Origin of the sequence: Legionella sp. 27cVA30 (genome assembly GCF_024160945.1) — a bacterium.
GTDB classification, from domain to species: domain Bacteria; phylum Pseudomonadota; class Gammaproteobacteria; order Legionellales; family Legionellaceae; genus Legionella_A; species Legionella_A septentrionalis.
This window is the reverse complement of sequence record NZ_JAMYXK010000002.1, coordinates 575,586-588,870: the sequence shown is the minus strand read 5'-3', so window position 1 is coordinate 588,870 and position 13,285 is coordinate 575,586. Positions and strand designations below refer to the sequence as shown.

Here is a 13,285-nt window from a genome sequence, read left to right as displayed (position 1 = left end):
AACACAATGTCTAGCGCAATCTTAGAACCCATGAATGCTCAAACAGGAGCCACCGGCCTCGAATTACTGGATATGGGCGCAGGACGCATCCATGTGGATGATAAAAAAATCATTAACTGCCGAGCTGATTTAAATCAATTGGTTCCCTTTAAATATAAATGGGCTTGGGACAAATACTTAACCGCTTGTGCAAACCATTGGATGCCCAATGAAATCAGCATGAGCGCTGATCTGGCATTATGGAATGACCCATATGGTTTGAGCCAGGATGAGCGCCTCATTGTACTGCGCAATTTGGGTTTTTTCTCAACTGCTGATTCCCTGGTGGCCAATAATTTAGTTCTGGCAGTCTACCGGCACATCACTAATCCTGAATGCCGTCAGTATTTGCTGCGGCAAGCATTTGAAGAAGCCTTGCATACCCATGCCTATCAATACATCATTGAAAGTTTGGCGCTGGATGAAGCAGCCGTGTTTAACATGTATCGGGAAATTCCTTCAGTAGCTACCAAAGCAGCCTGGGCTTTACCGTATACGCAAAGCTTAAGTGATCCGAATTTCCGTACCGGTACTCCTGAAAATGACCAGCGTTTACTGCGCGATTTGATTGCATTTTATGTCGTTTTCGAAGGCATTTTCTTTTACGTCGGTTTCACGCAAATTTTATCCATGGGCCGTCGCAACAAGATGGTGGGCACCTCCGAACAATTCCAGTACATCTTGCGCGATGAATCCATGCACATGAATTTTGGTATTGATGTCATTAACCAGATTAAAATTGAAAACCCGCACTTATGGACGCCACAATTCAAGGAAGAAATGATTGAATTGATTAAGCAAGGGGTTGCCTTGGAATACCAATATGCTCAAGACACCATGCCGCATGGTATCCTGGGAATGAATGCCAACATGTTTGAAGAATACCTGCATTTCATCGCCAATCGCCGTCTTACCCAGATAGGTTTGCCTGAACAATACCCCGGGGCTGAAAATCCCTTCCCCTGGATGAGCGAAATGCTGGATTTGAAAAAAGAGAAAAACTTCTTCGAAACCCGTGTCATTGAATATCAGGCTGGCGGTACATTAAGCTGGGATGATGACAATTAAGGTAAAACAACCCGGATACGCTGGTATTCGGGTTGAACTTCCCAACCCGCACCGGCTACGAGAATATTAAGCCAAAATCAATAAATTACATTCGCTTGCTTGTTCCTAGTACAATCACATTTTCTCCCTCGGCTTGCGGGAAATTTGCCTTCATTTTGTTAATTTCTTCCTTAAAAACGGCTGATTGGTTGGCAACAACTTTTTGTACTGTCCCGCCTGTACTGAGCGTACCTAAGCCCGTGAGTTCTTTTACCACATCGCTTATCCAATCTTTGAGCTTCTGCCATCCTCCTTTTTCATTCTCATATTCTTTAAGCGGAGCTACCAATTTGTTATTGATTAACTCATCAAATTGAGTACTAAGGGCGTTGATCTCTAAAGCGGTGATGGCTTCTTTTGACTTGGTTAAATACTCAAGCTGGGCAGTTAAGCCATTAAATGAAGGGATATCATTTTTATACCAGGGAGGTTCAGCATTACCAATTGCCTCCTGCAACATGGTTATTTTTCCCGCAGTATTTTGGCCTTGCCTGCCTTGAAGCTCAGTTAATTTTTCCTCGAGAATTTCTTTACCCTGAGCAATCTTTTCTTTCAGTCTTAGCAAGGAAGAATGCATTTCCTCTTGGCGCTTTTGCTGCTCTATAACAATATGTAACAGCAATCCTTGCATCATTCCAATTTTTTCCGTCTCCTCAGGAGAAGATAATTCAGGATCCCACTTATATAGTGAATCTTTAATTGCACCCACCTTTTCTGCATTGAAAGATGGGAAGCCATATTCCTTAAACTCGTTATTCATTTTTTCTTCAATCCGAGAAATAATTGCTTCCCTGGGAATGACTCTGCTCACCCCCCTTACTTTATTTGCTTCCTGGAGCTCTATACAAGCCTCCTCATATAAAGCCAGGCAAATTGTCTTTAATGCATCGGGCGAGGTGTTGATTTTTTCAATTGCCGCACCAAATTTATTCATAATTAATCTCGTATTTTAATGCCATTATGTAAATAATAGACGCAAAATGGCACTAAAATATCACTTGCAAGAAATTAATAATCACCCTTAGTTAAAGTATGGGCATACGCTATTCTTCCATGTAACTAGGCAACGTCCCTAAAGTTTTTTAGCCAAGATTTCATCTTAAATTGAGCACAAATTTTTCTATTTCACTTCGATCTACCCCCTCTCCCACGATAGGAGCTTTGATAGTATGATGATGCCCTTCGCGGGAGAGGGTTGGGGAGAGGGAATGTCACGGATGGTCATTGATGACGAGATGTGGTCTCGTTTAGAAAAATTACTTCCAAAGCCTAAAGGCCGACATGGTGAAGATGATCGGCTATTTATGGAAGCAATATGTTGGATGCTTCGTACTGGGGCTGCATGGCGTGATTTGCCACCGGACTATGGCAACTGGAAAAGTGTTTATAATCGTTATAACAACTGGTCGAAAAAAGGTTATATCACCGCAATATTGGCGGAATTAAAAAAAAGATGGCGATCACGAATGGCACATGCTTGAAATCTTGTCTAAAAAACTTTAGGGACGTTGCCTAAAGTCTTGCATTCTAATCCTTGCTTTTTGCCTGCAAGTTATGGTCAACTCGCTACATGTCGATTTTTATCGCTGATCGTACGGTGATTACCCACTTAAACTTAGGTTCATTGCACTTCCCAGTCAACATCATTCAAGGTCCGTTAGCTGGTGTAAGTTGCGCACCATTCCGGCTCCTCACCTGGGAACTTGGGCAACCTGCCTTTTCCTATACTGAAATGATTTCGTGTAAAACCTTATTGCATGCCAAGGCAAAAACTCGTTTTGTATATAAGCATGAAAAGGAAGGCCCGGTTTGTTTTCAATTATCGGGAAGTAATGAGAAAGAGTTGGGTGAAGCTACAAAAATTGCTACGGATTATGGCGCGGATTTAATCGATTTAAACTGTGGCTGTCCGGTTAACAAAATACGTTCGCGCGGGGCTGGCTCCAGTTTGCTGCAAAAACCCAAAGAACTTTTTAAGCTGATGCGCGCGATGAAAGCAAGCACGAATGTCCCCGTTTCGGTAAAAATACGCGTGGATGGCAATAGCAATGATCATTATAACCGCGAAATTGCCCGCATTGTGCAAGATGCAGGCATCGATTTTATAACGGTGCATGGTCGCAACTGGAGAGAAGGCTATGATACCCCCTGTCATTATTCTCAAATCGAATTTTTTGTTAATGAACTTAATATTCCTGTTATTGGTAATGGCGATGTATCATGCCTTGCATCCCTACAAAAAATGTTTGCAACCGGCTGTGCGGGGGTGATGATTGGCCGCGCCGGGGTCGGCCAGCCTTGGTTAATTGCAAAATTAATCGCAGAAAGTAAAGGCGAGCAATTTAATCTGCCAACTCCGGGTGAGCGCGGCTTGTTGTTTTTAAGACATGTCCGCGCTTTGGAAGAATTATTGCAAAGCGAGAAATTTGCAGTGATTCAGGCACGTAAATTTGCCAAGTATTATGCAAGAAATTTGGCAGGCCAAACTGAATTTATAAAAGCTGTTAACCATTGCGAGAATTTGGATGAATTAACGCTTGTCTGTAAACGATATTTTAACCAGCACGCTTAATAAATAAGCGTTGCCATGAGACTTTGCAGCAAAACCCGGTTCTGTGATTATCGAATGAAACAATGTTACATAGCGTAGAGGAAAAAATCTTAAGAGCTAAGAAGAAAAGAAATTCAACTGTTTATAAAAGTCCTGGTTTCTGCGGCTGCATAGCCTGGATTATACTCACACATCCAGACTTGCAAATGGGCTTCCTTTCCCAGGCTGTTTGATTTTATCGCGAAACACCACTAGCCATTGTGACGTAAGTGCGGAAATAAAATGACATCGCGGATTGAAGGGGAATTGGTAAATAACATGGCCAGTCTATCAATGCCAATCCCTTCTCCTGCAGTGGGCGGCATACCATATTCCAACGCCTCAATGTAATCGCTATCATAATGCATGGCTTCCAGATCGCCCGCATCTTTTTCTTCTACTTGTTTCAAGAAACGTGCGGCTTGATCTTCCGGATCATTTAACTCGGAAAACCCGTTTGCCATTTCGCGGCCTGCAATAAAGAATTCAAAACGATCGGTAACTTCAGGATTTTCTTCATTACGGCGTGCCAAAGGCGATACTTCTGTCGGATATTCAGTGATAAAAGTAGGCTGAAGCAATTGATGTTCGATGGTTTCTTCAAACAAAATCATTTGCAATTTACCAATGCCATCCGATTTTTTATAAGGGAATTTCATCCTGTCTAATAAACTGCGGCAAAAATCAATGTCTTCTATTTGGGCAACACTCAGTTCAGGATGGTAATGCAAAATAGCATCCTTAATGCTCATGCGGGCAAAAGGCTTGGAAAAATCTATGCATTGGCCTTGATATTCAATTTGCCGTGTCCCTAATACTTCATCGCACAAAAAGTGCAATAATTCTTCAGTAAAATCCATGAGATCCTGATACGTTGCATACGCTTCATAAAATTCAATCATAGTGAATTCAGGATTATGACGCGTAGAAATGCCTTCATTGCGGAAGTTACGATTGATTTCATAGACACGCTCAAAACCCCCGACCACCAGCCGCTTTAAATAAAGCTCAGGGGCAATACGCAAAAACATTTGCATATCCAGCGTGTTGTGGTGTGTGATAAAAGGGCGCGCCAGAGCGCCTCCCGGGATAGGATGCATCATCGGGGTTTCCACTTCCATAAAGCCATGGCTGTCCATAAACTTACGGCATGCAGAAATCAGGCGAGAACGGATGATAAATGTTTTACGGCTTTCTTCATTGGCAATCAAATCGACATAACGCTTACGGTAACGCAACTCCTGATCCGCCAGCCCATGAAATTTATCCGGTAAAGGCCGCAAGGATTTAGTCAGCAATTGCAATTGCTCGGCATTGACCGTCAATTCACCCGTATTGGTTTTAAATAATTCGCCATGTACACCCACGATGTCGCCCAAATCCCAATGCTTGAACTGCTCATATACTTCTGCCAAGTCATTCTGGCGTACATAAATCTGCAAACGGCCGGATGAATCCTGAATGTGGAAAAAGCTCGCTTTTCCCATAATACGTCGTAAAACGATACGTCCTGCTACAACCACTTTTATTTTTTGTTCAGCCAATTCTTCCTTGCCAGTTTCTGCATATTGGCTCAAAAGTTCGGCAGCAAATTGCTCACGATAAAATTCATTTGGAAAATTAAACCCTGTCGAACGTAATTCAGCTAATTTTTGTTTGCGAATCTGATAGACTTCACTCTCATCTAAAAATTCTTCAGTCATACTTCACCTACTCCTGATTTCAAACTCGCTTCGATAAACTGATCTAAATCCCCATCGAGAACGGCTTGAGTATTGCTAGTTTCTACGCCAGTGCGTAAATCTTTAATGCGTGATTGATCCAATACATAAGAACGAATTTGCGAGCCCCAACCGATATCAGACTTGCTGGCTTCCAATGCTTGCTGTTCTGCATTTTTTTTCTGCATTTCAAGCTCATAAAGTTTAGCGCGCAGCTGCTTCATGGCTTGGTCTTTATTTTTATGCTGGCTGCGATCCGTCTGGCATTGTACAACAATCCCGGTCGGTTCATGCGTAATGCGCACAGCAGAATCGGTGCGGTTTACGTGTTGCCCCCCGGCTCCCGACGCACGATACGTATCGATACGCAAATCCGCTGGATTAATGGCAATATCGATGTCGTCATCCACTTCCGGCGATAAAAATACCGCTGCAAAAGAAGTGTGACGCCGGTTGCCTGAATCAAATGGAGATTTGCGCACCAAACGATGTACACCAGTTTCCGTACGCAGCCAGCCATAGGCATATTCCCCAACGAAATGGATGGTAGCACTTTTAATTCCTGCTACTTCACCTGGCGAGCATTCTATTAGTTCGGTTGTAAATCCATGATGCTCGCCCCAGCGCAGATACATACGCAGCAACATTTCAGCCCAGTCCTGAGCTTCTGTGCCGCCTGAGCCTGCTTGAATATCCATAAAAGCGCTTGCTTTATCCATTTTGCCGGAAAACATGCGGCGAAATTCGAGCGTTTCTACCTGTTTTTCAACGGCATGGGTTTCTGACGCAACATCTTCTATAGCCTGGGTATCTTCTTCCTCACGAGCCATATTAAAAATCTCAATCAAATCATCAATGCTTTGCAACAGATTCTCGAGTTGAAAGACAACTGCTTCCAACTGGGCCCGCTCCCGACCCAAGGCTTGTGCCTGCTCAGGATTGTCCCAAATTCCGGGTGACTCTAATTCGCGGACGACTTCTTCAAGACGCTCCCGTTTGGTATCGAAGTCAAAGATACCCCCGAAGAGCATGCACGCGCGTTTTTAAATCGGTCAAAGTATGATGAATTTGATTTACTTCTAACATGATATCCCTTAATTTAAAAATGTGTCTATTTTACAGCGAAAGATAAAAAGTCTGCAAACAGACAAGCCTTGAGAAATGCTCTGCTGCACTTCTCAGCTGTCTTTTGATGTGAAGCGCCTTAAATTCATGGCGCCGATTAGAATTCAGGCAGTCTGGATTTGATTCGATGGGTGGCTTGCGAATGAATTTGCGAAACACGCGATTCGCTAACCCCTAACACTTCGCCTATTTCTTTTAAATTTAAATCTTGCTCATAGTAAAGCGACAATACCAATTGTTCCTTCTTTGGCAAACTGTCAATAATTTGTGATAATTGTGCCGTCATATCATCATGAAGCGCCTGGACATGCGGTTCTGTTGAATTACTCAATGTTTCTTCTTTTATGATTTCATCCGTTGCACTTAAATCTTCAAATGGATATAAATGACCGCCTGCCGAATCGCTTAGCATATCATGATACTCTTCAAGGCTAATGCCCAATTCCGCGGCGACTTCCTGATCTTTGGCGTCACGGCCAAGGCGGTTCTCCACCTCCCGTACGGCGGCAGAAATCATGCGAGCATTGCGATAAACTGAACGCGGCACCCAATCGTTGCGGCGGACTTCATCCAGCATATGCCCACGGATACGGATCCCGGCATAAGTTTCAAAAGAAGCACCTTTTGTATCGTCATAATGCCTGACCGCTTCCAGCAAACCCAGCATGCCGGCTTGCAGCAAGTCATCCAGTTGTACGGATGGCGGCAATCTGCCCAATAAATGATGTGCGATGCGCTTGACCATTTGCGCGTGCTTTTTAATTAATTCTTCCTGGGTTTGTTGATTCACTTTGCTTTTTAAAGCCAAAGTATCATCCACGATGAGTCTCCTTTTTATTATTATTTGCACTGCAAAGTGGCAATAAACAGCAAAGCCCGCCGGTCTAATTCGCTGTATATTCAATGTATATCGCTATTGCATTGCCGTCAAATGAACATTTAAAAATCATCATGCCTGCTTGCTTAACCAACCAGCCGCTCAAAGAAGAAGCTCGTATTTCCACTTACGGTTAATTTAACAGGCCATTCTTCTATCGTTTCCGCTAATTTTATTATTGCCTTCGTAGCCAAGGCAGTGGGAAAAGCAGTAATAAACGGTTTTTGCCTTTTAACGGCACGATACACATGCTCATCAAAAGGAATGGCGCCTAAATAGTCAAGATGCACATCAAACCATGGATCCATCATCTCATATAATTTATTAAATAAGCGCTGCCCTTCTTCTATGCTTCGCATCATATTAGTCAAGATATGAAAGTGATGTAATTTGCAGCGCTTATTGAGAATTTTCATGAGCGTATACGCGCTGGTAAGCGATGCGGGCTCATCGCCTACCACGGTAATAATTTCCTGGGCTGAACGCGTGAAGTTTAATACCGCATCGGATATCCCAGCACCGGTGTCAATAATCATATAGTTCCATTCCATGGCCAAATGATTAAATGCATTAATAATGCCAGCATGCTCTGCAGAGGTAAGATTGGTCATAAACTCAGCATCTGCTGCTCCAGGGATTATAAAAACATTCGCAGGACCTGCTAAAATAATGTCGTTGAGAGAACATACCCCCTGAATGACATGCGCCAGGTTATGCTTGCTGCGTAACCCCAACATGACATCCAGGCTCGGTAATCCTAAATCGGCATCAAGCAATAAGACTTTTTTATTTTTTTGAGCAAGCGCTATTGCTAAATTTAAGGAAATATTACTTTTCCCAACCCCTCCCTTACCTGATGTTACTGCAATGACTTTCACAGGAAGCGTGCGCATCAGCTTATGAAGCCCCAGTGCATGGCTCATGCCATGAGTGTTTTTTTCTGTCATGACGTCACCTTTAAAGAAAAGATCTGAAAAAGCTCATGCAAACATCATGCCAATTCCGGATTGGAGAAAAGGAATAAACTGGAAAAGAAAAGATGGATATTATTCGTCTGCCTGTACATTACATTTAGCTTGGGCGTCTGCCTGGCACTGCTCGATGCAATCTCTTTCCTCGGAATTAAGACAGACGGTATTGACGCAATCATTCGCAGTATTATCCACGCACATTTTCGCGTCAAGATTTTCGGCATCTGCAATATTCGGTGGATCATCAGCAGCATTTACCGTGAGAGAAAAGCAAGTAAAGAAAGAAAGCAGTAAAATTCGCTTCATGGCATTCTTAGGTAATAAACCAGTAAATTAATTATAGTTTATTTTAAGCCAGGCATTTTCGTGGCTAGGAGAATATGCCACACTTAAAAGATGATTTGTCAGTTATCAGGAACATGCGCTCTAAAATCCAAACTGTATCCAATTTCAGCCGAGCAATAACTGTTACCACTCCCTGCTTTCGTCCCGATGAAGAAAAGCACTTGCGGGAAATTTTTGTCGAAAATATCGATAAAAATATACTGGCGCGCGGGAATGGCTTAAGTTACAGCGACTGCTGTATTCTTAGCCATGGTATTATGATTGATGCCCGTCGCTTAAATCATTTGCTGGAATTTGATGAAGATTCCGGTATAGCTGTTTGTCAAGGAGCAGCAACATTTGCCGATCTTTTCTTGTTGAGTCCTGATTTCATTCCACCTGTTTTACCTGGAACTTTATATGCAACGCTCGCTGGTGGAGTTGCTCATGACGTGCATGGCAAAAATAATCATATTCATGGTAGTTTAGGTAGGCATATCGCTTGGTTGGAATTGCAGACAGGAAAGGAGACATTCCATTGCAGTGCTGACAAAAATCCGGATCTTTTTACTGCTACCATTGCGGGTTTAGGATTAACCGGCGTCATTAAACGCATCGGCATCCGCTTACAAAAAAATACCCGCTACGTTACCCAATACACTGAAAAACATATGAATTGGCCTGGTTTGCTGCAACGTATGCAGGAAGAAGGCATTCAACATCAATACCAGGTAGCTTGGCTGGACCTAATGAATGAACCCCGTGCTGTATTATCCTTTGCCGATCATGTGGATTGTGACGCTCATGCTGAAAATATTCTGCAAGAGACTTGGGCTGTACCGAAATTCCCTGTCCGCTTGATTACCTCTTGGGGGATGAAACAATTTAACCGTGCTTATTTTTACTGGTCAAAAAGCGGCTCTAAAGTTTTGCCTTTATGGAAATTTAATAATCCCCTGGATTGCATTAAAAACTGGAATTATTTATATGGAAAAAAAGGATTGTTGCAGTTTCAAGCAGTCTTTCCGGGCGAACAAGCAATAGGCGCATTGGAAAGGTTGACTCAAATTATTCGCCAATATAAAGCATTACCCACATTGGCCGTACTTAAATATTTTACTCGCCCGGGAAGTGGTCTTTTATCTTTCGTGAAGCCTGGGTTTACTTTGGCGGTTGATTTCGTACACAATCAACAAGCGCGTCAAGCAATTGACGCTATGAATCAAGCTATCGTAGCCTTGGGCGGAAGCATTTATCTGGCTAAAGACTTATTTTTAACCCGGCAACAATTTGCAGAAATGTACCCGTGGCATCAGGAATTTATTGAAATTTTAAACCGCTACCAAAGCCCCATGGCTTCTGATCTCAGCCAGCGCTTGGGCTTAACACCATGAATCGTACCTGGGTCGTTTTGGGAGCAACCTCAATCATCGCCGAAAAGTTGGCTCATTGTGCTGCACGAGAAGGCCATGCGATTATTCTTATTGGCCGCAACGTAAAAGAATTAACGATCAAGGCAGCGGATATTAGCTTACGTTACCGGGTTTCATGCGAAGTTATCGCTACGGATTTTTCTAAACCCATTATAAATTTACTTTCAGAATTATATGAAAGGGAAACTGAACTGGATTTAATTATTGCCCACAGCTTGATGTTGCATAATTACTCATTGGATGATGTAAAAATTGCAGATCTTATCCAGGTTAATATCCTCAGTACGGCGCAATTGATCCATACTTATTTCCAAAAAAAACAAAGCGAACATCATTTGCTTTTTTTAAGCTCAGTAGCAGCCAGCCGCGGGCGAGCCAAAAATAGTTTGTACGGGGGCAGCAAAGCCGCCATTGAAGTGTATTTACAAGGTTTGCAACAAGCAGCAACATCAGCGCAAACCATCACAATAGCCCGCTTGGGCTTTATTGACAGCAAAACCACTTATGGTGAGCCGGGAATTTTTTATGCATCAGCCCCCGAGCGCTGTGCGGCTGCTTGCTGGCGGGCAATAAAATTAAAAAAGCGACAAATTTATCATCCATTTTTTTGGCGCTTTATCCTATTTATGATTCGCAACCTGCCCTTTTTTATCTATCGTAAATTACGTGTTTGATCGTGGCATTAATGCTGTGGATAGCACCCGGTAAAAAAATACATCGCATCCACATTCTTAACTATAACCTAACGTTTCAGTTGCATCCTCATCTTTTTGCTCTTCTGACTGGGAAGCTTGAAATAAACCCTGACGATTCTCGCCCAACTTCATTCTTTTAGGCGAAGACGATTCTACTTGCATGCTTGGAGTCTGATTTTTATCTTGTTCAGCCTTATCTTGCTCGGCTTTACCTTGCAGGCAGGCAAATTCTCTCTTTTTCCCAGTGGTTTTTGCCTGCTGCCTTGGTTCATGCGTAGCAAAGACAGGCAAGCTATTCGCTTGTTGGAAAGCATGTGACAGACTAGTGGCTTCTTCGCTTGATAAAACATGATACTTAAGTAACACGCTTAAAATGTCTGCCAATTTTTTTTGATCAATGGGGGCTTTAAATTGCAAATGATAATGTGGATCAGAAAGTGGAAACGAATCTTGGTGATAATCAGCATGGTTAGGATCGGCTCGTTCCACGTAACGAATGACGCCAAGCTCATTTTCTTCTTCTTCATCATTAGCAAGCGCCACATCATCAAATTCTGAATGTAGGCAGTCAACTTCATTCCAAACTTTTTCCCCTGTATCCAGCTCAAATAATTCCAGACTCGTGTTGCCATTTTTTGTTGGATATACCGTAAGGGTATCGTTGAAAATGCTGAGGTTGACTTTTTTACAAAGGTGAGTAAAAGCTTTCATCATTTCGCCATATATTTTATAAAGTAGCCATAATAAACAGCAAAGATTAAGGCTTTATTAACTGTGGGTGGGATTGAATCCGTAGTGGTAACCCGACTAACGCTGCCATGCGAGCGGGTTACCGGCAAACTTACCGGATTAATCGAAACATGGGAATAATGACCGGGATAATGCCAAAAGATTGCAGTATGTACAAAATAATAACGATGATGACTACAATGTTTAATAAGCTTTTTATCGCACCTGCCATGGGAACAAACACATTAATCAACCATAGCACCAATCCAAACACAATAATATTGGCCAACAGGTTCAAAAGTTCATTCATGCTCATAAAAAATCCCTATTTTAGTTAATAGCCTGCACCTATAACCAAAAGCCAAAGTCTTCTGGTTAATCCTTCATCCTAGAGAATTGGCTACATACGCCAGCCGGCTCTCCTTAGATTCATCCAGTACATTTTCTTCCAGACGAAACGCACGGTGCAGCGCCCGCACTCCTTCATCCAGAGACGTCTCATCGATCACCACGGAAATTTTAATTTCAGAAGTTGCAATTAATTGCACATTAATGCCATGCGCGGCCAACGTTTTAAACATAATGGGAGCAACTTCCGGGTGACTCTTAAGACCCGCGCCCACTAAGGATAGCTTAGCCAGCTGTTCTAATCCCACCACATCTTTTGCTGCCATTTCCTTGGCGATTTTTTGCAATAACTGGAGCGTTTGTTTATATTCATCCCGATGCACCGTGAAGGTGAAATCGGTCTTGCCATTCGAGGAATGTTGCAAAATCATGTCTACGTTTACGCCTATGGTGCTGATTTCGCCTAAAATTGCGGAAGCAAGGCCTTGCGTATCCGGCACACCCAACACGGAAATTTTTGCTTCATTACGACTAAACGCAATGCCGGTGACGGAAAAGGATTCCATGTGTTGATCCTGACGATACGTGATCAAAGTTCCCGGGCCTTCTTTTGCTGACGATAAAACCCGCAATGGAATGTTATATTTCCCGGCAAATTCTACGGAGCGGATTTGTAATACTTTAGCGCCTAGACTGGATAGTTCCAACATTTCTTCAAACGTAATTTGATCCAGGCGTTTAGCTTCTGGAACCACACGTGGATCCGTTGTGTATACACCATCCACATCCGTGTAGATTTGGCATTCGTCCGCTTTTAAGGCAGCAGCGATTGCCACCGCTGTAGTATCGGAGCCGCCACGACCAAGCGTGGTTATATTCCCATGTTTATCAACTCCCTGGAAACCGGCGATTACCACCACTCGCCCTTGTTTTAAATCTTCTACAATGGGGCGAGTATCAATACCCTGAATCCGGGCTTTTTTAAATTGACTGCAAGTTTGTATGCGCGCTTGTCCACCGGTATAAGAGCGCGCCGCTATGCCACGGTTAATAAGCGCCATAGCCATCAAAGTCATGGAAACTTGCTCGCCGGTAGCCACCAAAGCGGCATATTCTCTGGGATCAGGACTTTCACTCATCTGATGCGCGAGCCCGATTAATTTATCAGTTTCACCGCTCATGGCAGAGACAACAACCACTACGTCATGCCCTGCATGCTTTGCTTTGGCAACAATATCTGCGGCATGGTTGATATGAGCCAAGGTAGCAACCGATGTGCCTCCAAATTTCTGCACTAATAGTGCCATTTTAGCCGCCTCATTAAAC

The 13,285-nt window shown here is 43.0% G+C and carries 14 protein-coding genes; 5 read left to right on the top strand and 9 right to left on the bottom strand.

From position 1 onward, the window contains the following. Positions 1-6 precede the first annotated feature (6 nt). Positions 7-1,107, top strand: a complete 1,101-nt coding sequence (locus NKV53_RS08020) for a ribonucleotide-diphosphate reductase subunit beta (protein WP_126953025.1) — start codon at positions 7-9, stop codon at positions 1,105-1,107. An 85-nt stretch (positions 1,108-1,192) separates the two neighbouring features. Here NKV53_RS08020 and NKV53_RS08015 read toward each other — a convergent pair whose 3' ends face one another. After that, a complete protein-coding gene (locus tag NKV53_RS08015; protein WP_127032447.1) occupies positions 1,193-2,080 on the bottom strand; it encodes a hypothetical protein in 888 nt (295 codons plus the stop codon). A 235-nt stretch (positions 2,081-2,315) separates the two neighbouring features. Here NKV53_RS08015 and NKV53_RS08010 point away from each other — a divergent pair, with 235 nt between their 5' ends. Continuing rightward, positions 2,316-2,627, top strand: coding sequence for a transposase (locus NKV53_RS08010; protein ID WP_148110576.1), 312 nt, complete (start codon positions 2,316-2,318; stop codon positions 2,625-2,627). Positions 2,628-2,716: 89 nt separating this feature from the next. Next, positions 2,717-3,718, top strand: coding sequence for a tRNA-dihydrouridine synthase (locus NKV53_RS08005; protein ID WP_126953023.1), 1,002 nt, complete (start codon positions 2,717-2,719; stop codon positions 3,716-3,718). A 230-nt stretch (positions 3,719-3,948) separates the two neighbouring features. On the opposite strand, the gene lysS is transcribed toward NKV53_RS08005, so the two are convergent. The 5 genes from lysS to NKV53_RS07980 all read right to left on the bottom strand — a co-directional run bounded on the left by lysS (position 3,949) and on the right by NKV53_RS07980 (position 8,736). Then, positions 3,949-5,439, bottom strand: coding sequence for a lysine--tRNA ligase (gene lysS / locus NKV53_RS08000; RefSeq protein WP_126953022.1), 1,491 nt, complete (start codon positions 5,437-5,439; stop codon positions 3,949-3,951). Further along, positions 5,436-6,543 (bottom strand): peptide chain release factor 2 gene (gene prfB, locus NKV53_RS07995; RefSeq protein WP_126953021.1). Its coding sequence is split into 2 segments (ribosomal slippage): positions 5,436-6,467 and positions 6,469-6,543, totalling 1,107 coding nucleotides; the frame shifts between segments, so codons are not numbered across the junction. Before prfB ends, lysS begins: the two co-directional genes overlap by 4 nt. A 136-nt stretch (positions 6,544-6,679) precedes the next feature. Continuing rightward, positions 6,680-7,402: an RNA polymerase sigma factor FliA gene (locus NKV53_RS07990; RefSeq protein WP_325049368.1), complete on the bottom strand. Its 723-nt coding sequence runs from the start codon at positions 7,400-7,402 to the stop codon at positions 6,680-6,682. Between the two features lie 143 nt (positions 7,403-7,545). After that, complete coding sequence (locus NKV53_RS07985; RefSeq protein WP_126953020.1) at positions 7,546-8,406, bottom strand: MinD/ParA family protein; 861 nt, start codon at positions 8,404-8,406, stop codon at positions 7,546-7,548. A gap of 99 nt (positions 8,407-8,505) precedes the next feature. Next, a complete protein-coding gene (locus tag NKV53_RS07980; RefSeq protein WP_126953019.1) occupies positions 8,506-8,736 on the bottom strand; it encodes a hypothetical protein in 231 nt (76 codons plus the stop codon). Positions 8,737-8,810: 74 nt separating this feature from the next. Here NKV53_RS07980 and NKV53_RS07975 point away from each other — a divergent pair, with 74 nt between their 5' ends. Beyond that, positions 8,811-10,148 carry an FAD-binding oxidoreductase gene (locus NKV53_RS07975; RefSeq protein WP_325049562.1) on the top strand — a complete coding sequence of 446 codons (1,338 nt, stop codon included), beginning with the start codon at positions 8,811-8,813 and terminating at the stop codon, positions 10,146-10,148. Continuing rightward, the gene (locus tag NKV53_RS07970; RefSeq protein ID WP_127032443.1) at positions 10,145-10,861 is read left to right on the top strand and encodes an SDR family NAD(P)-dependent oxidoreductase; all 717 of its coding nucleotides are present in this window, start codon (positions 10,145-10,147) and stop codon (positions 10,859-10,861) included. Before NKV53_RS07975 ends, NKV53_RS07970 begins: the two co-directional genes overlap by 4 nt. Before the next feature lie 57 nt (positions 10,862-10,918). Here NKV53_RS07970 and NKV53_RS07965 read toward each other — a convergent pair whose 3' ends face one another. The 3 genes from NKV53_RS07965 to NKV53_RS07955 form a co-directional block, all read right to left on the bottom strand. Further along, positions 10,919-11,596, bottom strand: a complete 678-nt coding sequence (locus tag NKV53_RS07965; protein ID WP_126953017.1) for a hypothetical protein — start codon at positions 11,594-11,596, stop codon at positions 10,919-10,921. Positions 11,597-11,723: 127 nt separating this feature from the next. Then, positions 11,724-11,921: a Thivi_2564 family membrane protein gene (locus NKV53_RS07960; protein ID WP_126953126.1), complete on the bottom strand. Its 198-nt coding sequence runs from the start codon at positions 11,919-11,921 to the stop codon at positions 11,724-11,726. Between the two features lie 73 nt (positions 11,922-11,994). Then, entirely contained in the window at positions 11,995-13,266 is a 1,272-nt protein-coding gene (locus tag NKV53_RS07955; RefSeq protein ID WP_126953016.1) for an aspartate kinase, read from the bottom strand. Between the last annotated feature and the right edge of the window lie 19 nt (positions 13,267-13,285).

Excerpts from the sequence above, each read along its gene's own strand:
- NKV53_RS07965 (WP_126953017.1), bottom strand. The coding sequence starts at position 11,596 with ATGATGAAAGCTTTTACTCACCTTTGTAAAAAAGTCAACCTCAGCATT.
- NKV53_RS07975 (WP_325049562.1), top strand. The coding sequence starts at position 8,811 with ATGCCACACTTAAAAGATGATTTGTCAGTTATCAGGAACATGCGCTCT.
- NKV53_RS08010 (WP_148110576.1), top strand. The coding sequence starts at position 2,316 with ATGATGATGCCCTTCGCGGGAGAGGGTTGGGGAGAGGGAATGTCACGG.
- NKV53_RS07955 (WP_126953016.1), bottom strand. The coding sequence starts at position 13,266 with ATGGCACTATTAGTGCAGAAATTTGGAGGCACATCGGTTGCTACCTTG.
- NKV53_RS08005 (WP_126953023.1), top strand. The coding sequence starts at position 2,717 with ATGTCGATTTTTATCGCTGATCGTACGGTGATTACCCACTTAAACTTA.
- NKV53_RS07960 (WP_126953126.1), bottom strand. The coding sequence starts at position 11,921 with ATGAATGAACTTTTGAACCTGTTGGCCAATATTATTGTGTTTGGATTG.
- NKV53_RS07985 (WP_126953020.1), bottom strand. The coding sequence starts at position 8,406 with ATGACAGAAAAAAACACTCATGGCATGAGCCATGCACTGGGGCTTCAT.
- NKV53_RS08015 (WP_127032447.1), bottom strand. The coding sequence starts at position 2,080 with ATGAATAAATTTGGTGCGGCAATTGAAAAAATCAACACCTCGCCCGAT.
- lysS (WP_126953022.1), bottom strand. The coding sequence starts at position 5,439 with ATGACTGAAGAATTTTTAGATGAGAGTGAAGTCTATCAGATTCGCAAA.
- NKV53_RS07970 (WP_127032443.1), top strand. The coding sequence starts at position 10,145 with ATGAATCGTACCTGGGTCGTTTTGGGAGCAACCTCAATCATCGCCGAA.
- NKV53_RS07980 (WP_126953019.1), bottom strand. The coding sequence starts at position 8,736 with ATGAAGCGAATTTTACTGCTTTCTTTCTTTACTTGCTTTTCTCTCACG.
- NKV53_RS08020 (WP_126953025.1), top strand. The coding sequence starts at position 7 with ATGTCTAGCGCAATCTTAGAACCCATGAATGCTCAAACAGGAGCCACC.